This window comes from Rufibacter soli (assembly GCF_054781795.1).
In genome coordinates, this window is sequence record NZ_BAAGTS010000002.1 from 37,925 (window position 1) to 60,935 (window position 23,011).

The 23,011-nt window shown below is 52.0% G+C and carries 20 protein-coding genes; 8 read left to right on the plus strand and 12 right to left on the minus strand.

The window, feature by feature from the left end; translation table 11 throughout:
* The first annotated feature begins 233 nt into the window (after positions 1-233).
* The gene (gene arsM, locus ACYVJQ_RS02150) at positions 234-1,202 is read left to right on the plus strand and encodes an arsenosugar biosynthesis arsenite methyltransferase ArsM (RefSeq protein WP_460891429.1); all 969 of its coding nucleotides are present in this window, start codon (positions 234-236) and stop codon (positions 1,200-1,202) included.
* A 270-nt stretch (positions 1,203-1,472) separates the two neighbouring features.
* Here the strand turns inward: arsM and ACYVJQ_RS02155 are convergent, their stop codons facing one another.
* Complete coding sequence (locus ACYVJQ_RS02155; protein ID WP_460891430.1) at positions 1,473-2,432, minus strand: S66 peptidase family protein; 960 nt, start codon at positions 2,430-2,432, stop codon at positions 1,473-1,475.
* A 400-nt stretch (positions 2,433-2,832) separates the two neighbouring features.
* Between ACYVJQ_RS02155 and ACYVJQ_RS02160 the strand changes: the two genes are divergently transcribed.
* Both ACYVJQ_RS02160 and rlmN read left to right on the plus strand, forming a co-directional pair.
* Positions 2,833-3,261, plus strand: coding sequence for an acyl-CoA thioesterase (locus ACYVJQ_RS02160; protein WP_460891431.1), 429 nt, complete (start codon positions 2,833-2,835; stop codon positions 3,259-3,261).
* A 27-nt stretch (positions 3,262-3,288) separates the two neighbouring features.
* Complete coding sequence (gene rlmN, locus ACYVJQ_RS02165) at positions 3,289-4,371, plus strand: dual-specificity RNA methyltransferase RlmN (protein WP_460891432.1); 1,083 nt, start codon at positions 3,289-3,291, stop codon at positions 4,369-4,371.
* A 102-nt stretch (positions 4,372-4,473) separates the two neighbouring features.
* Here the strand turns inward: rlmN and mscL are convergent, their stop codons facing one another.
* The 4 genes from mscL to ACYVJQ_RS02185 all read right to left on the minus strand — a co-directional run bounded on the left by mscL (position 4,474) and on the right by ACYVJQ_RS02185 (position 10,481).
* The gene (gene mscL / locus ACYVJQ_RS02170) at positions 4,474-4,896 is read right to left on the minus strand and encodes a large-conductance mechanosensitive channel protein MscL (protein WP_460891433.1); all 423 of its coding nucleotides are present in this window, start codon (positions 4,894-4,896) and stop codon (positions 4,474-4,476) included.
* Positions 4,897-4,979: 83 nt separating this feature from the next.
* On the minus strand, positions 4,980-5,474 hold the full coding sequence (locus tag ACYVJQ_RS02175; RefSeq protein WP_460891434.1) for an RDD family protein: 495 nt from the start codon (positions 5,472-5,474) through the stop codon (positions 4,980-4,982).
* 97 nt (positions 5,475-5,571) lie between these two features.
* Entirely contained in the window at positions 5,572-7,113 is a 1,542-nt protein-coding gene (locus ACYVJQ_RS02180; RefSeq protein ID WP_460891435.1) for an N-acetylmuramoyl-L-alanine amidase, read from the minus strand.
* A 176-nt stretch (positions 7,114-7,289) separates the two neighbouring features.
* The gene (locus ACYVJQ_RS02185; protein ID WP_460891436.1) at positions 7,290-10,481 is read right to left on the minus strand and encodes a WD40/YVTN/BNR-like repeat-containing protein; all 3,192 of its coding nucleotides are present in this window, start codon (positions 10,479-10,481) and stop codon (positions 7,290-7,292) included.
* Positions 10,482-10,844: 363 nt separating this feature from the next.
* Here ACYVJQ_RS02185 and ACYVJQ_RS02190 point away from each other — a divergent pair, with 363 nt between their 5' ends.
* Positions 10,845-12,980, plus strand: a complete 2,136-nt coding sequence (locus tag ACYVJQ_RS02190) for a M48 family metalloprotease (RefSeq protein WP_460891437.1) — start codon at positions 10,845-10,847, stop codon at positions 12,978-12,980.
* 188 nt (positions 12,981-13,168) lie between these two features.
* On the opposite strand, the gene ACYVJQ_RS02195 is transcribed toward ACYVJQ_RS02190, so the two are convergent.
* The 4 genes from ACYVJQ_RS02195 to ACYVJQ_RS02210 form a co-directional block, all read right to left on the minus strand.
* Positions 13,169-13,825: a hypothetical protein gene (locus ACYVJQ_RS02195; protein WP_460891438.1), complete on the minus strand. Its 657-nt coding sequence runs from the start codon at positions 13,823-13,825 to the stop codon at positions 13,169-13,171.
* A gap of 14 nt (positions 13,826-13,839) precedes the next feature.
* The gene (locus tag ACYVJQ_RS02200) at positions 13,840-15,093 is read right to left on the minus strand and encodes a hypothetical protein (RefSeq protein ID WP_460891439.1); all 1,254 of its coding nucleotides are present in this window, start codon (positions 15,091-15,093) and stop codon (positions 13,840-13,842) included.
* Positions 15,083-17,512 carry a DUF2339 domain-containing protein gene (locus tag ACYVJQ_RS02205; RefSeq protein WP_460891440.1) on the minus strand — a complete coding sequence of 810 codons (2,430 nt, stop codon included), beginning with the start codon at positions 17,510-17,512 and terminating at the stop codon, positions 15,083-15,085. The genes ACYVJQ_RS02200 and ACYVJQ_RS02205 overlap by 11 nt, the downstream gene beginning before the upstream one ends.
* Before the next feature lie 109 nt (positions 17,513-17,621).
* Positions 17,622-18,530: an NAD(P)/FAD-dependent oxidoreductase gene (locus ACYVJQ_RS02210; RefSeq protein WP_460891441.1), complete on the minus strand. Its 909-nt coding sequence runs from the start codon at positions 18,528-18,530 to the stop codon at positions 17,622-17,624.
* Between the two features lie 160 nt (positions 18,531-18,690).
* Here ACYVJQ_RS02210 and ACYVJQ_RS02215 point away from each other — a divergent pair, with 160 nt between their 5' ends.
* Positions 18,691-19,071 (plus strand): Fur family transcriptional regulator, encoded by a 381-nt coding sequence (locus tag ACYVJQ_RS02215; protein WP_460891442.1) that lies wholly within the window; start codon positions 18,691-18,693, stop codon positions 19,069-19,071.
* 108 nt (positions 19,072-19,179) lie between these two features.
* Here ACYVJQ_RS02215 and ACYVJQ_RS02220 read toward each other — a convergent pair whose 3' ends face one another.
* The 3 genes from ACYVJQ_RS02220 to ACYVJQ_RS02230 all read right to left on the minus strand — a co-directional run bounded on the left by ACYVJQ_RS02220 (position 19,180) and on the right by ACYVJQ_RS02230 (position 20,974).
* Positions 19,180-19,791 carry a superoxide dismutase gene (locus ACYVJQ_RS02220; protein ID WP_460891443.1) on the minus strand — a complete coding sequence of 204 codons (612 nt, stop codon included), beginning with the start codon at positions 19,789-19,791 and terminating at the stop codon, positions 19,180-19,182.
* 67 nt (positions 19,792-19,858) lie between these two features.
* Positions 19,859-20,305: a nucleoside deaminase gene (locus ACYVJQ_RS02225; RefSeq protein ID WP_460891444.1), complete on the minus strand. Its 447-nt coding sequence runs from the start codon at positions 20,303-20,305 to the stop codon at positions 19,859-19,861.
* A gap of 117 nt (positions 20,306-20,422) precedes the next feature.
* Positions 20,423-20,974, minus strand: coding sequence for a hypothetical protein (locus ACYVJQ_RS02230; RefSeq protein ID WP_460891445.1), 552 nt, complete (start codon positions 20,972-20,974; stop codon positions 20,423-20,425).
* Between the two features lie 458 nt (positions 20,975-21,432).
* Here ACYVJQ_RS02230 and ACYVJQ_RS02235 point away from each other — a divergent pair, with 458 nt between their 5' ends.
* The 3 genes from ACYVJQ_RS02235 (at position 21,433) to ACYVJQ_RS02245 (ending at position 22,985) form a co-directional block, all read left to right on the plus strand.
* Positions 21,433-21,816: an NADH-quinone oxidoreductase subunit A gene (locus tag ACYVJQ_RS02235; RefSeq protein ID WP_460891446.1), complete on the plus strand. Its 384-nt coding sequence runs from the start codon at positions 21,433-21,435 to the stop codon at positions 21,814-21,816.
* Positions 21,817-21,920: 104 nt separating this feature from the next.
* Complete coding sequence (locus tag ACYVJQ_RS02240; protein WP_460891447.1) at positions 21,921-22,475, plus strand: NADH-quinone oxidoreductase subunit B; 555 nt, start codon at positions 21,921-21,923, stop codon at positions 22,473-22,475.
* Between the two features lie 3 nt (positions 22,476-22,478).
* The gene (locus tag ACYVJQ_RS02245) at positions 22,479-22,985 is read left to right on the plus strand and encodes an NADH-quinone oxidoreductase subunit C (RefSeq protein ID WP_460891448.1); all 507 of its coding nucleotides are present in this window, start codon (positions 22,479-22,481) and stop codon (positions 22,983-22,985) included.
* Positions 22,986-23,011: the final 26 nt, after the last annotated feature.

A 23,011-nucleotide genomic window follows, 5' to 3' on the forward strand; every position in this document is an offset into this window, starting at 1 on the left:
AGCTACTTTAAAGCCGTTTTCTGGAAATATCCGGGGAACGGTTTTTTTAGCGCCAGACAGAACAAAAACAATCCCTATTGGTTATACACTCCGTAAGTGTCTTGGCCTGTTTTAAACGGATATACCTTATCCCTTTCCCTGGTCAGAATTTCACCAAGGGCGAACATAAGGCCAGGCTTTGTTTGTATTGCTGCTTTTCAGGAGAAGCTTATTCCTCTTAATTTACTTTTCACATGTCATACCACTCTACCACCCAGGACCTGTACCGCGATGCCGCTTTAACGCCAGATGTAGGGCTTTGCTGTACCACCACGCCCATCTGGCAACTGCCCGGGCTGTCTATCCCTAAAAGAATGCAGCAAATGAACTATGGCTGTGGCAGCACAGTGCATCCCCGTGACCTGGTGAACAACCCTAAAATTCTTTACGTGGGCGTAGGTGGCGGCATGGAGCTTTTACAGTTCGCGTATTTCAACCGGCAGCCTGCTGGGGTGATTGGCGTAGATGTGGTAGATGAGATGCTGCAGGCCTGCGAGGATAATTTCAAGCTGGCCGAACTGGAGAACGACTGGTTCTCCTCAGATTTTGTAGACCTGCGCCATGGCGATGCCCTGGAACTGCCGGTAGAAGACGAAAGCATAGACGTAGCCGCCCAGAACTGCCTGTTCAATATTTTCAAAACCGATGATCTGAAGAAGGCGCTGCAGGAAATGTATCGGGTGCTAAAACCGCACGGGCGCCTTATTCTCTCAGACCCTATCTGTGACGGAGGTATGCCCGCTAACCTCAAGGAAGACAGCCGCCTGCGGGCTCTGTGTCTAAGCGGTGCGCTGCCTTTGCAGGAATACGTGAAAGCCTTGACAGATGTGGGCTTCGGCACGATCGAGATCCGGGCCAAACGACCCTACCGCGTGCTGGCTCCCGGGCAATACGAGACCGAGGAACTGGTGTTTATTGAAAGCGTGGAAGTCTGCGCCATCAAAGACCCCATGCCCGCTGACGGCCCCTGCGTGTTCACCGGTAAAACCGCCATTTACTTTGGTGACCAGGAGTACCTGGATGACCAGAAGGGCCACGTGCTGCTTAATAACCAGCCCCTGGCTGTCTGTGACAAGACCGCAGGTGCCCTGGCTTCCTTAAACCGCCAGGACCTGTTCATCACTGATTCTACCTATTTCTATGATGGCGGCGGTTGCTGCTAGGCAATGAGGGAAGTATCCGGCTTTCATTTCTCCTGCTCCCCACCCTCTCTGTCATCCTAGAAGGTATCTTGTGGGCGAACTAGAATAGCGTTTGCTCAGACCTCATTACCGTCTGCTATCAAGATCCTTCCAGGATGACAAAGAGAGAAGAGAAAGGAAAGAGGGAAGGGCAGAGGAAAGGAAGACTAAGGGAAATCTTCTCCAGATAAATTCTACAGTCATTTCACGGCGCAGGCGTTTGCTTGCGCCATTTTAATGTTGAAGCTGTTTCTAAGCCAGAGAAGAAGAATAGGTAAGAGTAACGCCTTCTTCAGTGACCTGCAACATGGCTTCCCGGCCCACTACCAGCGCCAAATTCCGGTCTACGTGGCCTACCGGGAAATCAAAGGAAATGGGGTAGCCAAAGCCGCCGCAATGCTCCAGGATAATCTGCGGCACGTCCTTCCCGAAGGGCACGGCCGTATCTTTCATATCTGAGAACTGGCCTACCACCAACCCAGCTAATTTCTCCAGTCGGCCCATTCGTCGTTGGTGTACCAGCACGCGGTCCAGGTTGTAGTAATGCTCACCCACGTCTTCCAGGAACAAAATCTTGCCCGTGTAATCTATGTCTGAGGCGGTGCCGGTGATAGTGTCCAGCAGAATAAGGTTGCCGCCTACCAGTTGGCCGGTGGCAGTGCCCAGCACGTTATGAGGGGTTGGCGGAATAGAGTAGGAGAGGGGCTCGTCGAATAGAATGCGTCGTAAAGACTCATCGGCTTCCTGGGTGTCTGGCTTGCCCATGAGCAGCGGCATGGTGCCATGGATACTTTCCAGCCCCAGCGCGTGCAGGTGGCACAGCATTGCCGTCACATCACTAAAACCAATGACCCATTTGGGCTGGGCTTTCAAGCTGCTGAAATCCAGTTGGTCTATGATGCGGGTAGTGCCGTAACCGCCTCTGGCGGAAAAGATGGCTTTTATCGCGGGGTTGTCCAGCATCTGCTGGAAGTCAGCCGCACGCAGGGCATCTGGCCCGCCCAGGTAGCCATCCTCGGCCCCTATGCTTTGGCCCAGGATTACCTTCAGTCCCCAGGCTTCCAACAGCCTGATGCCGTCCTGGATATCTTCTAAAATTACTTTTCGGGCTAAACAGACAATGCCAACGGCATCTCCTTTCTGTAGGGCGGGTAGGGTCACGGGTAAACGCAGGTTAAAATACAGGCGTCCAAAGTAGGCATTTTTCCTCATTACTGGCGCGCTTCCTGGCTTCTGCCTAAAGGAGGTACCCCGTTTTCGGCATGATTTGGAGAAAATAGCCCCAAAACCTGCATCGTCTTTCTCTGTGGCGTACCTTTAGAGACCCTTGTTTTCAAAGAACTCAGATGAGAATCTTATTCAATACTTTATTGATTATCCTTGCTCTCTTGGCCACACTTTCTGTGCTATTTTTAATGATGGCTTTAGCATCTGGACATCAAATCCCGGCGTCAACCATCAATAAATTTTTTCTGACTTTCATCTTCCTGATTGCTTTGATAGCCGTTGTGGTGTTCTTGAAAAGAAGATATGCTAAGCGCAACTTGTCAAAGGATAGCCCTACCCCTGAATAGAAATTCCTAATTCCCAATTCTTAATTCCTGATTAAAAAATGGCCCGCATTAAAATAGACCTTCCCGCCAGTTACTCCTTTCTGACCGAGCTACCCATTAGAATCACGGACCTCAACTACGGCGGGCACCTGGGCAACGACGCCCTGCTGAGTTTGCTGCATGAGGCCCGCGTAAGGTTCCTCAAGCAACATGGCTATTCTGAGTTGGATGTAGCCGGCGCCGGATTGATTATGAGTGATGTGGGCATTGTCTACAAAGGCGAAGGCTTCTATGGAGATACGCTCACGGTGCAGGTGCAGGCCACAGAGTTCAACAAGTACGGGTTTGATCTGGTATACCGGCTCACGAACCAGAATGGCAAGGAAATAGCACAGGCCAAGACCGGTATGCTCTGCTTTGACTATACCGCACGCAAGTTGCGGGGCGTGCCGCAAGAAGCCCGCGAGCGTCTGGAAACTAAAGCGTAAGATATTTTGTACCTTTGTGGTATGAGTATGCCTTTGATCCAAGATATAGAGATCCTGAACAAGCAGGACATAAGAAAGCTAACCCTGGACCAGCTCAAGGCCTGGATGGTGGAGCAGGGCGAGAAGCCTTTCCGCGCCAAGCAGGTCTATGAGTGGATCTGGAAGCTGACGGCCACGTCGTTCTCTGAGATGAACAATATTGCCTTGCCGCTGCGCGAGAAAATGGAGCGTTTCTTCACCATTAACACGGTAGAAGTGAACACCAGCCAGATGAGCGAGGACTATACCATTAAGTCTACCTTCCGGCTATATGACGGCAATATTGTGGAAGGCGTGCTTATTCCGCATCCCAAGCGCATGACCGCCTGCGTGTCTAGCCAGGTGGGTTGCTCGCTTACCTGCTCTTTCTGCGCCACCGGCAAGATGGACCGCATCAGAAACCTTAACGCCGATGAAATCTATGACCAGGTAGTGCGCATAAAGGAGCAGACCGAAAGTAACTATAACCGGCCGCTCACCAATATTGTGTACATGGGTATGGGCGAGCCTTTGCTCAACTACGCCAACGTGATGAAGAGTATTGAGCGCATCACGGCGCCAGACGGTCTGAACATGGCGGCCCGCCGAATTACGGTCTCAACCGCCGGTATTGCCAAGATGATCAAGAAAATGGCCGACGACGGTATCAAAGCCAACTTGGCCCTCTCTCTGCACGCCGCCAATGACGTGAAGCGCAACGAGATCATGCCTATCAATGAGACTAACTCCCTGGAGGCTCTTAAAGATGCGTTGGTGTATTACCACAACAAAACCGGCCGCAAGGTCACTTATGAATACATTTTGCTGAGCCACTTCAATGACAATATTGAAGATGCCCAGGAACTGCTGCAGTTCTCTAAGCTGATTCCGTGCAAGGTGAATATCATTGAATACAACCCAATTGGCGATGGTATGTTCCAGAAGTCTGAGGATGACCGCCTGGAGCCATTCATGCGCTACTTAGCTGACCGGGGTGTGCAGGTGAACGTGCGCCGCAGCCGGGGCAAAGACATTGACGCTGCCTGCGGCCAGTTGGCGCTCAAAGACAAAAAAGAAGGCGAAGAAGCCTAAGCTTAAAGAACTTATCCTATATTAAAACAGAAAGCGCACCCCAGGGGTGCGCTTTCTGTTTTAAGCCTGTTTTTAGGAAAACTGCCCTAAAACGGGTTTTGCCTACACCAGAGGTTTGGTGCGAATGGCATCCCTGATTTCAGTCAGGAGTACTTCTTCTTTGGTAGGCGCTGGTGGTACACCCGGAGAGGCCGCTTTCTTGCGGTTTAGGGTATTCATCAACTTGATCATCAGGAAGATGGCAAACGCGATAATCATGAAGTCTACCAGGCTCTGAATGAAATTGCCGTAGTTAAGGGTCACGTCGGTGATCTTGCCTTCGGCATCAACGGCGCCTTGTTTCAAGACCATTTTCAGGTCTTTGAAGTCAACCCCGCCTAAGAGAATCCCCAGCGGCGGCATTAGAATATCATCCACGAAAGAGGAAACTACTTTACCAAAAGCGGCTCCAATAACCACACCCACTGCCAGGTCGATTACGTTGCCACGCATGGCAAATTCTTTGAATTCTTTAAGCATTGACATAGATGAATGGGTATGTGAGACGCGTTTGGTTTTTACTTGCCTCGGGTGAAGGAATTAGTTCAATTCAGATAAATATAGAATTACTAGCGGGTTTTTACTACCAAGGTGCTGGCAATTTTATCATGCAAGGCTTGCTTGCGCGAAGAGAAAGCCGCCATGATATAGCCAATAAACAGAATAATGGTAGAAAGGTAAGTAGACAAGGTTCTGCCTAAAGACCTTAAGAAGGAAATGCGCTGCCCATGCTCATCGGTTACTTTCAGGTTTAAGGCTTTTTTGCCAATGGTGGCCTGCCATGAAGAGCTTTCCAGAATAGACTTATACAATAGGTTGATTAACGTTGAAATGCCTAAAGTGCCAGACATGGCCGCCATCATGGCATAGGGATTGTTTTCCAGGTCGGTAGCCAGGGCGGTGCCGCCCATGAAAACGGCGCTGATGATCCAGTTAGGAATGGCCAGGACAAAGCCGTCAATTATCAAAGCCACTAGCCTGATCCAGAAGCCTGCATATTCTACCGTAGCAGAAGTTTCATAGATGTCTGAGAAAAAAGAGTCTTGGGTAGCTGTGTTTTCCATGTGGTAAAAGTTTGTTTGTGAGTAGTTTGGTTTTAGTATAGTGAGAAGTGAATATACTGCTATTTTTCAGGATAACAAGCTAATGCCCGCTTGGAGCTTACTTTTTGCGCCTGGCCGTCTGTTTCAGAAACAGTTCTATTCCCTTTCGTATCTGCTCTGCCATGTCTGCCTGAAACTCTGAGTTAATCAATTTCTGCTCATCCTCGGGGTTGGAGGCAAAGGCCGTTTCCACCAGCGCGTTGGGGAACTCCGTAGGGGCGTTCAGGGCGAAATTGAAGCCGCCAATATTCCCGAATTCCTTCAGATCCAGTTTCAAGACCTCTTTATATAAAGCCTGCGACAGCGGCCGGAACGCCACATGCCGGTAGTACGTGCTGGCGCCCTGCACCTCTGGCCGGCCAGCTGAGTTCACGTGAATGCTCACCAGCAGATCGGGTTGCGCCTGACGCAGGGTCTGTACACGCACGGAGTTGTCTACACTTATATCGGCCTCCCGGGTCATCACCACCTTAGCGCCTTTCTTCTCCAGTTCCTTTTTGAGTTGTTGGGCAATCTTGAGGGTAATCTCCTTTTCGGGGACACCCGTTTTGCCGGTGGCGCCGTTGTTAGTGCCGCCATGGCCCGCATCTACGGCAACGGTGAGGTGTTGGAGCTTCAGTTTTGGAGGCTGCCGCTTTACCCGTACCACCAGTGAATTGCCCTGGTAGCCCACGCTATAGCCCCAGGCCTGGGGGTGGCACAAATCAATGGTAGCCCGGAACACATCTGACGAAATTTGTTGGTACTGCACGTTGGTGACTTCCCGCAGGGTGCGGTGCTGGGTGATCCAGTTGGAGTTAGAGACGGCACCATAAATATCCACCACAATGCGGGACGGGTTCATCTCCAAGTAAGAGGTGTAAGGCAGCCGTTGGCCCACGGCCACGCGGACATAGTCATACTTGCCGTTGGCGTCATCGCCGGTCACGCTCCAGGAACTGGTCAGACTCTCGCCGGTATAGGTAGAGACGCCTTCCAGTTGCACCTGCTGCACGGGTATGTAGGCGTTGAGCGTGTTGGAAAGTTTAATGCGGTAATCACGCCCGGTCTTGCCAGTTACCTGCACGCGCACCAATGAATCCAGAAAGCCCATTTTAGCCCCACCCAACCGGTCTTCGCCTAAGCCATAGTTCAAGTAAGCGCTATTGGTTTTGGTAAATCCGTAGAGAGGCTGTGCTGGGTTAAGGATGGTAACCTTGGTGGTAGAGTAATGGGTGGCCGCCGCCAAGGCCGTAGTGGTGTCATCTACCAGCACTTGTAGAAACTGGTCCTTGAGTTTGTCTGAAGGCTGAATAATGTAAGAGCCCACGTACAGCCCTGCCACGCCTTTGTTTTGCGCCGCCGGCAATTCCTGCAGCGGGTGCTGGTTCCAGAGCCGTACTTGCAAGCCAGACTTGGTTTTAACCCGCACGTTCAGGCGGTCGCCGGGCAGGAGCCACAGGTCAGCGTTAGGTTCTGTGCGCACGTATTCTACCTGCAGGGAATCATGAGCACCAGGTGTAATGGGCTTGGTGGCTGGGTCTGTTTTCGCCGGATTTGTCTGGGCCAGGACCAACTGCCCTGAACAACAAAGAAAAAGGAGAGGGAGAAAGAATTTCATAGTAAGAAAGTGAATCCTCTAATATAGGGCTTCTCTGATGTTCCATCTACTATTGGGTTCTGTCATTTTCTGTTTTAAGCCTGTTTTCTAGAAAACAGGCTTAAAACAGAACTCCCGCCACTGTCAAAGCGGCGGGAGTTCTAAAAGTGAGTTGCTTCAGAAAAGAGGCTTGTTTCCTACTTGGTCTCTTTCTTCTCCTTCAACATGATAGCGTCTACGTTTTTGCTTTTGATCAACTGGTTAAGGGCAGGTAAATCAGTGGTGAAGACTTGGTTGAGTTTCTGCAGTTGGGCATCTATCTGGGCGGTTACTTCCTTCTGGAACGCATACATCTGATCCGTAGGTTTAAAGTCACCTACTGAGGCTTGTGAGGCCAGGTTAGCCAGTTTATTGTTTAACCGGATGGGGAAGTTGAGAGGGTCCTGGCCGCTGCGGTTCTTGGTCTGGTACAGCGTTTCTTCCACCTCGGTCATTTTCTTGTTCATCGCCTTGGCCGCCTCCAGCACGTCTTTCATGTTCTCCTGGCCCTGGAACCTTGAGGTGACGGTATTGATCTGGGTGCGGGCCTCGCGTATTTTACTGATGGCGTCATTGGTCTCGGTGAGCTTGTCGCGCACCTGCAGCAGGAACGTTTTCTGGGCCTGCAGATCTGCCAAAGGCGTTTTGCTGCGTGGGTCCTGAAGAATCTCAAACTCGGTTTCCTGTGGTTGGCCGTTCACGGTAAGGCGCGCCTTGTAGGTCCCTGGAATAGCCCTTGGGCCCTGGGTGCCGCCGCCCCACAGAATCATGCCTTCAAATTTAGAGGCCTCTGGGTAGCTCATGTTCCAGACAAAACGGTTCAGGCCTTCTTTGGCTTCCAGTTTGCTGGCCGCGTCTTTGGCGCCGTAGGTGTATTTTTTAATCAGTTTGCCGTCTTTCTCCAGAATCTCCAGCGTCATTTTGGAGGTGGTGTCCGGGGCAGCGGGCAGGTAAAAGTGCACCATCACGCCGCCGGGGTGGTTCTGGCCCTCAAACTTGGTGTTGGCCATGTTGCCGCCGTTCATTTTGTAAGAAGGCATGGGCTTGTAGAGATGGAACTTGCTGCTGGCAATCTGCGGGGTAAGCTGGTGCAGCAGGGTCAGGTCATCAATGATCCAGAAGCTTCGGCCCTGGGTGGCGGCAATGAGATTGTCATCTTTAATGGTAAGGTCCGTGATAGGCACCAGCGGAAGGTTCTGCTGGAACTTCTGCCAGTTGGCGCCGTCATTGAACGACACGTACATGCCATACTCCGTGCCCGCGTACAGCAAGCCAGGGCGTTTAGGGTCTACGCGTACCACCCGAGTGAAGTGGGTAGCCGGTATGCCGTTGGTGATCTTGGTCCAGGTCTTGCCGTAGTCTGTGGTTTTGAACAGCAGCGGCTGAAAATCTCCTGATTTGTAGAGAGTGGCAGCAAAGTACATGGTGCCTTTCTGAGTAGGGTGGGGCTCCACGCTGTTGATCATGCTCCACTCCGGCAGCGCCTTGGGGGTCACGTTGGTCCAGGTCTTGCCGGCGTCACGGGTTACGTGCACCAGGCCGTCATCAGAGCCGGTCCAGATCACGCCTTCCTCGGCGGGTGATTCCATGGCCGCGAAGATGGTGCCGTAGTACTCCACGCTGGTGTTGTCCTTAGTGATGGGGCCGCCGGACGGGCCTAACTTGCTCTTGTCATTGCGGGTCAAATCCGGGCTGATCACTTCCCAACTCTGGCCCTCGTTGGTGGTCACGTGCACGTGGTTAGAGGTGGTGTACAGGCGGTTGGCGTTGTGCGGCGAGAAGAAGATAGGGAAGTTCCACTGGAAGCGGTACTTCATGCCTTCGGCGCCGTGGCCCATGGGATTGTCTGGCCACACATTGATGGTGCGCTCAAAGCCAGTCTTGTGGTCTACCCGGGCCAAAAAGCCACCGTAGTTTCCTCCGTACACAATCTCCGGGTCTTTGGGGTTCACGGCCAGGTGGGCACTTTCTGCGCCCGCCGTTTCTTCCCAGTCATGAATACCAATGCTGCGGCCGGTAGTGCGGTGGGCAATGCGTAAAGTAGAGTTGTCTTGCTGCGCGCCGTAGATGCGGTACGGGAAGGCGTTATCCGTCACTACGCGGTAAAACTGGGCCGTAGGCTGGTTGTCCATGGTGCTCCAGTTCTGGCCACCGTCAAAGCTTACTTGGGCGCCGCCGTCATCGGCTATGATCATGCGCTTGGGGTCTTCGGGGGCAATCCAGAGGTCATGGTGGTCGCCGTGGGGGGCGTTGTAGTTTTTGAAGGTGCGGCCGCCGTCGGTGGAGTGGTGGTAGCTTACGTTCATCACGTACACGCCGTCTTCGTTTTTAGGGTCTGCGGTCACGCGGGTATAGTACCAGGCGCGCTGGCGCAGGTTGCGGTCATCATTGAGTTTGGCCCAATTCTGGCCGCCGTCATCAGACCGGAACAAACCGCCGTCCTCGGCTTCCACCATGGCCCATACGCGCTGGTTGTTGGCCGGGGAAACGGCTACGCCGATGATGCCGAGCGTGCCTTTGGGTAGGCCGGTGTTGCGGGAAATCTCTTTCCAGGTGTCGCCGCCGTCGGTGCTTTTCCAGATGCCGGAGCCGGCCCCGCCGGAGGAGAAACTGTAGGGTGTGCGCTCCATGCGCCAAGTGGTGGCGTAGAGGTTGCGCGGGTTCACAGGGTCAATGACCAGGTCAAAAGCACCTACTTCTTTGTTCACGAACAGCACGCGCTCCCAGTTCTTGCCGCCGTCTTTGGAGCGGTACACGCCGCGTTGTTCATTGGGCGCATAGATGTTGCCCAGCACCGCAGCATACACCAGGTCTGGGTTCTTGGGATGGATGCGCACGCGCGGAATATGCTTAGAGTCTCTCAACCCAATATGCTGCCAGGTCTGCCCCGCGTCCACGGACTTCCACATACCAAAGCCCGAGGACACGTTGCCGCGCACCGTTTTCTCGCCTTCGCCCACGTAAATTACATTGGGGTCTGCCTCACTCACGGCCACCGCCCCAATAGAGCCCCCGAAGAATTTGTCAGAGATATTTTCCCAGCTTGAGCCGCCGTCTTTGGTGCGCCACACGCCACCGCCGGTGGCCCCAAAATAGAAAAGGTTGGGCTGGCCGGGTACGCCGGTCACGGTGCCGGACCGTCCGCCGCGGTAAGGGCCTATGGAGCGCCAGGTAAGGCCGTTGTATAGTTTTTCGGGGTAAAGCTCCTGGGTGCCTTTCTTGGATTTAGAGGACTTACTGGTTTTCTCTTTTTTCTGGGCCTCGGCAGAAGTGGGGGCCAGTAGCGTGAGGCCGCCCAACAACAGGGGCAGCCACTGCCTGAAAAGCCGCGCGGGTAAAAGGTGTTGCATATTGGTTTGTTAGGTTGGAGTAGGGTATTTGCCGGGGTAAGCTACTGAAAAAGAAGCAGCAATGGGAGAGGGAAAGGCGTGTTTTTGGCCTGTTTTTAGAAAAACAGGCTCAAAACAGAAGCGGCAGTCGCAACAGGGCCCCATTTGGGGGATCCTTATCAGGCAGAGCCCTTATAGGTAAGGGCTTATAAGCATGCCTGGGCAAAGAAAAAGCTTCCCTCTTTTGAGAACTTTATTGCTGGCTATGGGCGACCCCATCTTTAAATATTTCTATTGAAAAAATGGCTGGCACTTGCTTTTGAATGGCCGCTTCTTCTTATCTTAACTTCTCAAAAAGAAGCCCCAACTGCAAACAAGCACCACATGAACCAATCTTTTCCATACCCTGCCATGCCTGAGAAGGTAGATGAACGCATTATGGCTCCTTCGGCGGCGTTTAAGCGTGAAATTGTAAAGGTAGCCGGGGCTATTGCTTTTTTTGCGGTGGTTTACGTGGCTTTGATGGCGGCAGCGCTTGCGTTGGCGGTGTTATCCGGTTTTGGCGGGTATTTTCTGGTGCTCCTCAAGCCGTCCTTCCTTACTTTGATGCTGGGCTTAGGGCTGGCTGGATTGGGGGGAATGGTGATTTTTTTCCTCCTGAAATTCATTTTCACGCGCAATAAAACGGACCGTTCCGGCATGACGGAGATTCAGGAAGACGAGCAGCCTGAGTTGTTTGCTTTCATCCGGAGAATTACCCAGGAAACCCAAACACCCTTCCCTAAAAAGATTTACCTGTCCGCGGAGGTGAACGCTGCCGTTTTCTATGACTCCAGCTTCTGGAGTATGTTCTTCCCGGTGAAAAAGAATCTGGTTATAGGGCTAGGCTTGGTTAATTCTGTGAACATCACTGAGTTTAAAGCCATTTTGGCGCATGAGTTCGGGCATTTCTCGCAGCGCAGTATGAAGCTGGGGTCTTACGTGTACAACGTGAACAGAGCTATTCATAACATGCTGTATGAGAATGAAGGCTACGCAAAAACGCTGGATAAATGGTCTAACTTAAGCGGGTACTTTGCTCTTTTTGCCGGCATTACGGTTAAAATAGTGCAAGCTATTCAATGGGTATTGAAGAAAGCGTATGTGGTGGTGAATAAGCCCTACATGAGCTTGTCGCGGCAGATGGAATTCCATGCAGACTCGGTGGCTGCTTTTGTGGCGGGGTCCGAACCCCTCATCACCAGCCTGCGGCGTATAGAGGCCGCCGATATTTGTTATGCCCGCCTATTTGAGCATTACAATTCATGGTTCAGTGAAAACCTGAAGGCGGATAACCTTTACCAGCATCACCGCGCGCTTATGCACAGGTTCTCTGCTGATTTAAATATCCCCCTGGTACATGGCTTGCCGCAAATAAGTGGGGAGACACTGGCTCGTTTTCATCAAAGCAGGCTGGTGGTCAAGGACCAATGGGCCTCGCACCCCAGCACAGATGACCGTGAAACCCATCTGGTAGCCCTTAATGTACCCGCAACCATTCTGCCTGAGCCGGCCTGGGTGCTTTTTAGAGAAGCAGAGAAGGTGCAGCAGCAGATGACTGAAAAGATTTACCACGGAGCTGAATTCTCGCAGGTCCCGGAAATATTAACCCTTGCTGCCTTTTCCCAAAAGGTAAGCGCAGAGATAACCGGCCGGACTTTTGATAAAGCCTACAAGGGATATTATGACAACCGCATCTTAAAAGCCTTTGAAGTGGACAGCGAGGCTGGCACGCCCCCTGTATTGGCAGATACTGCGTTTGAGGACTTATTCACAGATGCGCACTGCCAGCTACCAGAGAAAATCAGCCATCTGGAGAATGATATCCAAACGGTTCAGCAGATCATCAGCGGGGACTATGCCGTGAAAACCTTTGATTTTGATGGTAGGAAATATAAAGCCAAAGAAGCTGTGACCGTGCAGCAGGACCTGGAGCTGGAACTGGAAGCGGCCCAGGGGCAATTAGATCAATTAGATAAAAAGGTCTTTGGGTTCTTCTACCGCAAGGCCGAGGAAAATGGGAAAGGGGCCGAGCTTTTGGAGGCCTACCGGCAATTGTTCCAAGCCACCAAAGAAGCCCTGGAAGATACCAGGCTGTACCAACACATTTTTGATACCCTCAACTTCATCTTCACCAATGACATGACAATGGAGGGGGCAAAAACCGTTGTTGGGGAATTGGAAGAGCGCAAGGAACCTATTAAACTTCGGCTTCAACATCTGCTGCAGGACGCTGCCTATACCCGCTGCTTACTTGCGGGGCAAGGCCCTAAACTGGAGCGCTTGGCCACCCAGGGCCAAGTGTACTTCTCAGAAGCGGGCTTTGACAGTGATGCCCTCACGGAGCTTAATGATGCCCTTGCTCTTTTTATCCAGACCAGCTGGGAGAAATGTTTTCAGCTTAAAAAGGAAATGCTTTCCCTGCAAATGATGGTGCTGCATAGGCAACCTGAGGAAAAAGTATTGGTAGAGGAACGGTAGCGTTTTGGGCCTGTTTTTCTGAAAACAGGCCCAAAACAGGAACAGTCCTTTTCAGGGAAAGTGTAAGCCTAAGGAGCATTAGCTTTTCGCTTGGAAGGGATGGCCTTCACTTTTAGAAGTGGAAAATGACGGTGCCGCATTCTTCCGTTTTAAGCTTGTTTTTCCGAAAAAAGGCTCAAAACACGCCTTTAAAAGGTATGCACCAATTCATCTGAAGAAAATAGAATACCTGTTTTAAAATCTCGGATAGGGAAGGAGAATCTGATAAAGTGGCCTTTTACTATTGGAATAGGCTCCGGAAAGGGAGTAAGAAAAATGGTGGTACCCGATTGCATGGGAGCCCTTGCCACAAGCTCTCCCTTCTCATCATATACCTTAACATCGAAAAACCGGCCGACATGGTAGCGCCTAGGAAGTGGTTTACCTGTGCTTTTATCAAATAAGCCAAAACGGAGCCTTTGGTGTTTTGTATACTCATTTTTTAGAAGCCGTACTTCCACCAGTGGCAAAGTAATGGCCTCAAATGTGCTGATTTCAGTGTTGGAATCCTTTTGTCCCTGAGTGAAAACTTCAGCCTGAACTACCACCGGGCCGGCTGCATCTGGGGTAAGATAGTAGGTAAAGGAATCTTCAGGGTTTAAAAGCACAGAATCAATTTTGCCGTTTTGGATCACGAGGCTTCCTGCAGCAACTCTCTTGCCTAACTGGAAGCTAACTTCGTTTTGCTGCCCAACCGCCAAATACTTTCTAGGTCCTGTTAACGGATAGCCATCGTCTTTATGAATGAAGACGAACGGCTCTTGGGCGAAAGCATAGCATGAAATGATAAGGGTTAAAGCGATCAAAACGCCTTTGCCGGTTATGCCTGCTTCTTCTTGTCCATATCGCGCAGCAGCTTCACCGTCATGTATCCCAGTCCCAGGGCCAGCAACGCAATAGCCGCCCAGATCAGCATTTTTGACCCGCGCGGGCCCTTCGCATTTTCAGTTTTCAAGGCCTTGGCCGGCTGCGGCACCAGCAGCGGAATGTCCTTCGGGATGCTGTCCTGGAAAAACGCCAGGTCATAGTTGGGGGCCGAAAGCTTTTCGTCGCCGTAGCGCAGGGTGTAGGTCTGGCCTGAGTCAAGATCGGCCACCAGATAGCGGTTGAGCTGGAGCACCTGCACAGAATCAATCACCAGCGGCGGACTGTCGCCGTTTTCAATCTGCACTTCCAGCTTCTCTACCCGCCGGCGCGGGAGGTCTACCACGGCCGGGGCGTTGGAGTTTAGCAGCAGCGGCACGGAGATTTCCTGCAGGCGGGAGCGTCGTCGTCTTGGCTTGCCCCGTCGTTCATAAATTCTCTTTTTGCCCAACACAACCCTGCCAGGTCTATGGTAAAAATCCGGGCCTGAAATGTGTACGGCAACCTGGTCTGGGTATACCGGTTGCCCGAACGTCAGGCGCAGGTAGGTGAAATGGGTGTCGGCGCTGTCTTTACGGGAGAAGGACTGGATAGGAATGCGGGTATATTTGCCGGCCTCAGAATAGGTGTCATAGTAGCCGGCTTTCAGGATGTTGAGCGGGGCGCTGGTAGAGTCATTCAACTGCAACTTAAAATACCGGTACTTGCTCAGCGGAAAGTCCAGCAGCTTCAACTCGGCGGTGCTTTGGGTGCTCTGGATGGCGTAGAGCCAGTCACGTTCTTTGAGCACGTACCAGTTCTGGCGGTCATCGCTGCCGCTTAGAGAAACCTGTTTTCTCACTTCGGCATTGCCGATGAGCAGACTGATATTGTTGATGGCGCGCTGCTGCGGATTGTGCACCAGCACCTCAGACATCCCGCCGGGCCGACGGGCGTAGCTCAGGATCTGGTAAGGTTTGAAGAGGCGCTTGTATTGCACGGGCACCTCGGTGCGCAGCAGGTAGGGCACGGTTTGGCCGGCTTGGTTAAAAAGCCGCACGTCTTCCAGGCCAAGCTGCAGGTGGCCAATAATTTCTGGGGTAAGCAGCAGGCGGTGATAGCCTTTCTGCGTAGCGGGCGGCAACTGGGCCTGCCAGGAAAAGTCCTGGGCCCCGCTTTGCTGCCAAAGCAGGCAACACCCCATCAATAGAAACAGCAGCTTACGCTTCATGGGACAAAGAGCTTGAAGGTTTGTCATCTGGCGGGGTGTCTTCCAGAATCATGTTTTTCAGTTTCTGGTACATGAAGGAAATTATCAGCAGCAGCACGCCCAGGCAGATGAACGCGGCAATTTTCCCGCCTTCAGACATGTCGCCCACATCAAAAATAAACAGCTTGAGCAGGGCCACCGAGAACAGGGTGAGCGAGATAATTCTTAGGGTTTTTAGTTTTCGGGCCATGCCCAACGCCATCAAAAGAAACGAGCACAAGCCCCAGAGAATAGGGAAGCCAATTTTGTAGACCTGCCGCTGGGTGTGATACAACAGCTCAGAAGAAGGATGGGCCACCAGCAGCCAAAGGTGCTCCAGCTCAAAGCTAAGCAGGATAACGCCCGCTGCACTGGCCAGCCACAGACTTATCTTGCCAAGAAGGCTGTTAAACGTGTCTGTTTTATGAATGCGCCGTAGCACCACGGCCATCACCACCACCAGCGTGAGGAGCGGTAAATAATGACTCAGGAACGCAGCCAAGGTCTCTGTCTGGTTAAACAAATAGCCGTTCCGGAGGTGGGTGGTGGCCGGCTGCAGGTTGGTCATGTAGGCCAGCACCGCTACTAAGGAGAGAGCCATGGTCGCCTGTGCGTAGATAGGCTGCGTTAACCGGTGGGTTCGCCACAGCAGCCCCAGCAGGTACAGGAAATGGAAGAAGCCCAGGAAGAGAAGTTGGGTGTCGGGGCTCAGAGAGGAGTGCTCCAGTTGGTGCTGCAATTCCAGCAGCAGTACCAGGTACAGCAAAAACACGAACAGCAGGCCTATGAAGGTGCGGTAGTTTTTCAGGAATTGGGCCGAAAGAGCGCCTGTTTCCTCCTTCCGTAGCAGCCACCAGGTACCTGCCACCGCCGCCACCGATACGATGCCCGTGATGAAGAGCTTGTTCAAAAGCAGGGGCAGGCTTTCGCGGGAAATGGTGTATTCCATCCAGTCCATCATGAGGCTCACTAGCATAAGGCCAAGCACGAGCATAGAGGCGTACTTGATGAGCGTAATGCCCGAGCGCTGCGAAAGCCAAAGCAACAGCACCGCCTCCAGCGCCCAGAACAGGGTAATGTAGTTACCCTCCAGTTGAATAGGCGCTGATAAACTCAGGAACGTGAGCACCAGACCAATGAGCAGGTACACCAGGTTGCGGTCTACGCGGTTGCTGCGGTACAGCGCAAAGGCAAACGCAAAATTGAAAACGCCCAGCAGAATAGTGAACAACCCCTTGTAGTCGCCCCCGGCGAGGTGGGACATCACGTACATGCCCGCCGCGTAGTACAAAAAGGTATTGCTCAGCAGGAGCATAATCTCCGGAGCGGTGAACCGACGGCGTTCTTTTACATTATAGATGATGTTCATCAAGAAGAACACCAGGTAGAATAGGGTGGCAAACACCAAGGCGCCAAGGAACGGAGCCGTGGGCGTGTCTACCACCCGGGTACCAAACCAGCTGCCGTATAGGATAATGGTGAAAACGTAGGCAATGAAGTTAAGAAGGTTCCATTTCTTAAAGTAGGCCAGCACTAGAATGCCCACGTTCAGCAGCAGGATGAACATAAACAGCACCACGTAATCGCCTTCGCCGGTACTCACCATGAACGGACTACCAAACCCGCCAATGAGGGCCAGCACCGCCAGTTCCATGCGGTCATAGGCAATGGCCAGGAAAATGGTAAAGGCCGTAATGCCCACCATCAACAGGAACGCTACCGTTTGACTGAATATCTGATACTCATGAAACGCGATGGCAATGGTGAAATAAAGCACCGCCATGCCGCCCCCAATCAATACCGAACTGAAGGCCTTGTACTCTTTGCGTAACCTATGCGCCACGCCCAGCAGCGCTCCGCCCGCTAATAGTCCAATGGCCACCCGGCCCACCTCATTGATCCAATCCTGGTCAATGGCATACTTCACGAAAAACCCAATGCCCAGCACCAGAATGGCAATGCCCAGCTTGTTGATGAGGTTCTCGCCAATGAATTTTTCCCAGTCCAGCTTTTGCGTGAAGAAGGAGGGTTTGGCGGGCTCTTGCTCCAGTTCCTGGAAGAAAGGATCTTCTTCAATGCCTTGGAAAGCGGCCACGCGCGGCGTTTCCGGCACTGGTGCTGATTCTGGCGGCGCCACGGTAACAGGCGGTGAAAGGACAGTTAAAGGCTGCGCAGGAGCCGGGGTGGCTGGGGTTTCAGGCTTAGCAAGCGGAGCAGGGGAAATGCTTCGGGCGGGGCCCGGTTCTCCTTCTTTAGAGGTGCGTTGCATCTGCTCCCGCAGCCGGGCCAATTCCTCCTGCAGGTGGTGCAGGTCCTGGCGGTGCAGTTTTACGTCGGTGCTTATCCGGTTGCCAAACCAGATGACCAGTACCACCAGCGCCAAAAGCAGAAACACCTCCATAGAAATCCTTTAATTGTCTAGGCTCTATATTACAATTTTATCTGTAAACGCGGGAAGATAGTCTTCTATAAGTTGTTAGGGGTTTCTACCCTGATTCTCAGAAAAGCCATTAAAACCGTTCGTCAATCAGTTCTTTGTTTACCGCTGCCCCGGCCATAGATCCGGCTGCCACGGCCAGGGCCACGGAACGCATCATGGTGGTGGCATCACCGGCGGCATATACGCCGGGTACGGTGGTTTTTTGCAGAGGGTCTACTTTCAGGTGACCGGTTTCGGTTAACTCACAACCAAGTTCCTGCGGTATAGGGCAGTGCTGCTCAAAGGGTGGGCGGGCAAAAATAGCATTCACTTTCTGGGTAGAGCCATCTGTAAAAGCAATTTCCTGCAAATAGCCTTGGTCATGCACTAATTCTGCTATTTCTTGCTCGTTTATCGGTACTTGCTTTCGTTGCAGTATTTCGCGCTGCTCCCGGGTGAGGGTAGAGGGACCATTGGTGAACACAGTTAGGGTGGGCGTCCAATTAAGCAGGAGCTTCACCAGTTCAAAGGCCATGTCGCCATTGGCCAGAATGCCCCAGGCTTGGTGGTGTATTTCATACCCGTGGCAATAAGGGCAATGCAGAACAGAGATTCCCCAGCAGTCCGAAAAGCCTTTTAGGGCAGGCATGAGGTCCTTGACGCCGGTGGCGAAGACTAGTTTGTTGGCACTGATCACAGCCCCGGTGGCGGTGGTTACCTGGAAGTTCCGGTTTTGCCCTGTGGCCTGCACGGCTTTGTCCTGAACGAGCGTAACGGTGGGGTAAGCTGCTACCTGCTCACGGGCTTTTTGGGCAAGGGCTGCGGGTGTTTCACCGTCTTGGGTCAAGAAATTGTGCGAGTGCGGAGTCTGCTGGTTACAGGGCGAGCCGGTGTCCAGGACCAGTACCCGCCGGAGCGCCCGCCCTAAAGACATGGCAGCGGAAAGGCCAGCGTAACTTCCTCCTACAATGACTACGTCTACTTCAGTTGTTTCTGTCATGGGTTCTTAAAAAATGCATGGCTACCGGAAGTGAGAATAGGAAAAGCTGTTTCCGGTTATTTTTTCCTGCATATTCTCTGCTTGGCAGGGCCATTGGTGAATGATTTTTGGCAAATGTAGCAGAATTTCGTATTATTGCAACAGTGTTGCATTAGTGAATATGAAAAGAAGAAACACCCCTACCCAGCAAGCCATCATGCAGCTGCTGCAAACCGCCAACTCGGCCTTGAGCCAGGAAATGATTGAGCAGAAGTTAAAAGGCGAGGCAGACCGGGTGACCATTTACCGGGTCCTGAATAGGTTCTGTGAGGACGGCTATACCCACCGCATTGTCTCAGATGACGGCAAGGCCTATTTTGCCCTGTGCCGCGGTTGCCAGGAAAACCACCATACCCATGACCATTTCCATTTCAGGTGTCTGAGTTGCCAAAAAGTGGAATGTCTGTCTGAGAAGGTACAGGTAACATTGCCTGCCGGGTATCAGGCAGCCAATGTGAATGCTTGGGTGTCTGGGCACTGTGCCGGTTGTAGCACTTTGTAAAACCGTTTTTATAGCCGTTTTTTGAAAAACAGACCTAAAGTAAGAAGCAACAAAAAGGGTCTTGCCACCATGGCAAGACCCTTTTTGTTGAAGATGAATAAGTAGTGCTTAGCCGTTAGCCTGAGCATAGCGACGGTTTACTTCGTCCCAGTTAATAAGGTTGAAGAAGGCCGTGATGTACTCTGGTCTACGGTTCTGGTATTTCAGGTAGTACGCGTGCTCCCACACGTCAAGGCCTAAAATAGGAACGCCGCCGCAAGAGTCAACGCCTTCCATTAGCGGGTTGTCCTGATTGGCGGTAGAGCAGATCTGTACAGACCCACCTTCTGTGGCGCATAACCAGGCCCAACCAGACCCAAAACGGGTAGTGGCGGCTTTGGTGAATTCTTCCTTGAAGGCATCATAAGACCCGAAGGCTTTGTCAATGGCCTCCGCGACCGGGCCGGTTGGGTTACCGCCGCCGTTTGGGGCCAGAATTGTCCAGAACAGGTTGTGGTTGTAGTACCCGCCGCCGTTGTTTCTAATGGCCGGGGTCTTGGCCGCGTCACGCAGGATCTCCTCAATAGACTGGTTTTCTTTTTCCGTGCCCTGGATAGCATTGTTCAGGTTAGTGGTGTACGCCTGGTGGTGCTTGGTATGGTGGATCTCCATGGTCTGACGGTCAATGTGCGGCTCAAGCGCATCATACGCATACGGAAGTTGCGGAAGTTCAAATGCCATAGTTTTATGTGTTTTAGGTTAGAAATACAATGGTTCAGTTATAGATACGGAACGGGCCAAAGATAAACTAAATTCTTTTGGCTCTAAAAAAGTCACTCATCAATTGCGCGCACTCATGGGCCAGAATGCCGGTGACCAGTTCGGTCTTGGGGTGCAGCAGGTTCACGCCGGTGCGGCGATAGCCCCGCTTCTCATCTGCCGTGGCGTAGACTATGCGCTTGAGTTGGCTCCAGTAACTGGCCCCGGCACACATCACGCAGGGTTCAACGGTCACGTACAGCGTGCAGTCGTGCAGGTATTTGTTGCCCAGGTGATTGGCGGCCGCGGTAAAGGCCAGCATCTCGGCGTGAGCCGTGACGTCATTGAGCTTCTCGGTTTGGTTGTAGGCGCGCGCAATGATCTTGTTCTGGCAGACTACCACGGCCCCAATAGGAATCTCGCCCTCTTCCTGGGCATAAAGCGCTTGCTTGTAGGCTTCGCGCATGAAGTGTTCATCAGAATGGATGCTAAGCACTGGATTGGGTGTTATAAAATGAAAACGGGTGGCTCTTTTCTACTGCCACCCGCTGCTCTATGTTACAAAATGCGTTTTGAGCCTGTTTTTGTAAAAACGGCCCTAAAACAGGAATTCTTACTTCACGTTAGCGCTGGCCATTACCTGCCGGGCGGTTTCCTGCCACTCTTTCTGCAATTGCACCGGGGCGTTAAAGCTGAAGATGAGCATTTGGTCTTTCAGGAAGGTGTACTGGATATAGGTGTACTTGCGCACCGGCGCCATGTTGCGGCTCTTGCGCTCATCGCGCACGGTAGAGACAAACTCATAGACCAGGAAGTCATGGCCGTTAATGGTCTGCTTTTCCTCTTTCAAAAACTGCACCTCGGTGAACATGCGTTGGATAGATGCCTTGTAGAAGGGCAGCAGAATGGTGATGTCATCAGTAGGGAACGTGCTGGGGCGCTGGTTCACGCTGATGTCTACCTGTCCGTCTGGGCTGGTGTACACGGCCAGGGGCTTACGGGCCGCCGGGTACTCGCGGGCAATGCCGTCATCGGGCATCACGTCAAAGGTCTGGGGTATAGAAAGGGTCACGTTCTTGGCTACGGTCACTTTCTTCAGTTTAGGGGCAAAGGCCAACAGAAGCAGCAACGGCAAAAAGAAGGCAAGCAAGTGTTTTCTGGTCATGGTATTGGTAGATGTATACAGGTTACTGCCGTACCCAAAGCAAATACTGGGCCGATAAAGGGCAGAGCCCCCGCAAAGGTAGGCAGAAGGAGGGCAGCACCCAAGCCCCGCCAAAGCACAAAAAGCCCGGTTAAACTAACCGGGCTTTTTCAAAGTGAAGAAAACTTACTATAAAATAAGCAGTTGGGGTTTCTAGATGGAGGGACATCTAGTATGGAACCTTATTTACTTATTTTAGCACTTATCTCCATAAGTAGTTCAATTTTAAAAATTATTACAGGAAAGCCAATTTATTTTTGATTTTTCTAAAATGAACCGATTGCTTCCTATCTGATTTGTAAAATAAGCAGAACAATCGTTCGTTTTGGGTATAGAAGGCCCAGAAGCCAATACCATTCTTCTTTTTAGTTTGAATGTTAGGTTTAAGTGCCTAATTTTGTGCCAAATTTGTTTAAACTATGGAAACTACAGTTCCTATTCAATATTTACCCAGCGACTACCTGCCTATCATCATCCAGTTTTTGGCAGCGTTGGGTTTTGTGGTGTTTGCCATGGTGGTCACCCACAACATTGGCCCCAAGCGCCACAGCAAGGTGAAAGACGCCTCCTGGGAGTGCGGTATTGAGAGCAAAGGCGATGCCCGGGCTCCCATTTCCATCAAATACTTCCTTATTGCCATTCTGTTTGTACTTTTTGACGTGGAGGTAATCTTCCTCTACCCTTGGGCCGTCAACTTCAGGGCCCTGGGCATAGACGGTTTTATCTGGATGCTGCTGTTCATGGGTTTGCTTTTGACCGGTTTCTACTACGTGATCAAGAAGGGCGTTCTCAAGTGGGAATAGAAATGGATTTCTCCGCGATGCGCGGCAAACTTTTATAAGCGGAAAGGTGTTTAGAAAGAAGGCGATTCTAGCCCGTTTTTCTAAAAACTAAGCGAAACTAACTCATGAGCGATAACAAAAGCGATATTGTAATGGCCGAAACGCCGGAGGGCGTGGAAGGATCTGGTTTCTTTGCCACCTCCTTTGAGAAAGTGGTGGGCCTGGCCCGTAAGCACTCTCTATGGCCTTTGCCGTTTGCCACCTCCTGCTGCGGTATTGAGTACATGGCTACCATGGGCTCGCACTATGACATTTCCCGGTTCGGGTCTGAGCGCCCCAGCTTCTCGCCGCGCCAGGCAGACCTTTTGATGGTGATGGGTACCATTGCCAAGAAAATGGGTCCTGTGGTGAAACAGGTGTATGAGCAGATGGCTGAGCCCCGTTGGGTAATCGCCGTAGGCGCCTGCGCTACCAGCGGGGGTATCTTTGACTCTTACAGTGTGCTGCAGGGTATTGACCGCATTATTCCGGTAGACGTTTACGTACCGGGTTGCCCGCCGCGCCCAGAGCAGATCCTGGACGGCCTCATGCGCATCCAGGATTTGGCCGAAAACGAGTCAATCCGCCGCCGTAACTCTCCGGAATATCAAGCATTACTGGCTTCTTACAACATTAAATAAGGCATGGCCGATCTAACCAACCAGGTCCTGGTACAGTCGCTTCAAGAGAAGTTTGGAGACCAGGTGTTTGACATTCAGGAGCCGTACGGGCTTGTGACCGTTTCCACTTCCCGTGAGCACATCATTCCTATGCTGCAGGCCTTGTATGATGACGAGTTCCTGCAGTTCCGGTTCCTGACCACGCTTTGTGGTATTCATTACCCAGATAACAAAGGCCAGGAGTTGGGTGTGGTGTACCATCTGCATAGCTTTACGCACAACGTGCGGCTGCGCATTAAGATCTTCTTCCCTGAAGATGATGCCGTGGTGCCTACCGCTACTAACCTGTACGCCACCGCCAACTGGATGGAGCGCGAGACCTGGGATTTCTACGGCATCCGCTTTGAGGGCCACCCCAACCTTATCCGCATTCTCAATGTGGAGGAGATGGAGGTGTTCCCCATGCGCAAGGAGTTCCCGCTGGAAGACCAGACCCGCGAAGACAAAATCAATACCTTCTTCGGAAGATAACATAAGGACAGCGCCCGGCTTTGTTT

Bases quoted from the DNA above. Each gene is read 5' to 3' on its own strand.
- ACYVJQ_RS02235 (WP_460891446.1), top strand. From the start codon at position 21,433: ATGGAAACTACAGTTCCTATTCAATATTTACCCAGCGACTACCTGCCT.
- ACYVJQ_RS02240 (WP_460891447.1), top strand. From the start codon at position 21,921: ATGAGCGATAACAAAAGCGATATTGTAATGGCCGAAACGCCGGAGGGC.
- arsM (WP_460891429.1), top strand. From the start codon at position 234: ATGTCATACCACTCTACCACCCAGGACCTGTACCGCGATGCCGCTTTA.
- ACYVJQ_RS02210 (WP_460891441.1), bottom strand. From the start codon at position 18,530: ATGACAGAAACAACTGAAGTAGACGTAGTCATTGTAGGAGGAAGTTAC.
- ACYVJQ_RS02215 (WP_460891442.1), top strand. From the start codon at position 18,691: ATGAAAAGAAGAAACACCCCTACCCAGCAAGCCATCATGCAGCTGCTG.
- ACYVJQ_RS02200 (WP_460891439.1), bottom strand. From the start codon at position 15,093: ATGAAGCGTAAGCTGCTGTTTCTATTGATGGGGTGTTGCCTGCTTTGG.
- ACYVJQ_RS02205 (WP_460891440.1), bottom strand. From the start codon at position 17,512: ATGGAGGTGTTTCTGCTTTTGGCGCTGGTGGTACTGGTCATCTGGTTT.
- ACYVJQ_RS02180 (WP_460891435.1), bottom strand. From the start codon at position 7,113: ATGAAATTCTTTCTCCCTCTCCTTTTTCTTTGTTGTTCAGGGCAGTTG.
- ACYVJQ_RS02190 (WP_460891437.1), top strand. From the start codon at position 10,845: ATGAACCAATCTTTTCCATACCCTGCCATGCCTGAGAAGGTAGATGAA.
- rlmN (WP_460891432.1), top strand. From the start codon at position 3,289: ATGCCTTTGATCCAAGATATAGAGATCCTGAACAAGCAGGACATAAGA.
- ACYVJQ_RS02185 (WP_460891436.1), bottom strand. From the start codon at position 10,481: ATGCAACACCTTTTACCCGCGCGGCTTTTCAGGCAGTGGCTGCCCCTG.
- ACYVJQ_RS02160 (WP_460891431.1), top strand. From the start codon at position 2,833: ATGGCCCGCATTAAAATAGACCTTCCCGCCAGTTACTCCTTTCTGACC.
- ACYVJQ_RS02245 (WP_460891448.1), top strand. From the start codon at position 22,479: ATGGCCGATCTAACCAACCAGGTCCTGGTACAGTCGCTTCAAGAGAAG.
- ACYVJQ_RS02220 (WP_460891443.1), bottom strand. From the start codon at position 19,791: ATGGCATTTGAACTTCCGCAACTTCCGTATGCGTATGATGCGCTTGAG.
- mscL (WP_460891433.1), bottom strand. From the start codon at position 4,896: ATGTCAATGCTTAAAGAATTCAAAGAATTTGCCATGCGTGGCAACGTA.
- ACYVJQ_RS02155 (WP_460891430.1), bottom strand. From the start codon at position 2,432: ATGAGGAAAAATGCCTACTTTGGACGCCTGTATTTTAACCTGCGTTTA.
- ACYVJQ_RS02175 (WP_460891434.1), bottom strand. From the start codon at position 5,474: ATGGAAAACACAGCTACCCAAGACTCTTTTTTCTCAGACATCTATGAA.
- ACYVJQ_RS02230 (WP_460891445.1), bottom strand. From the start codon at position 20,974: ATGACCAGAAAACACTTGCTTGCCTTCTTTTTGCCGTTGCTGCTTCTG.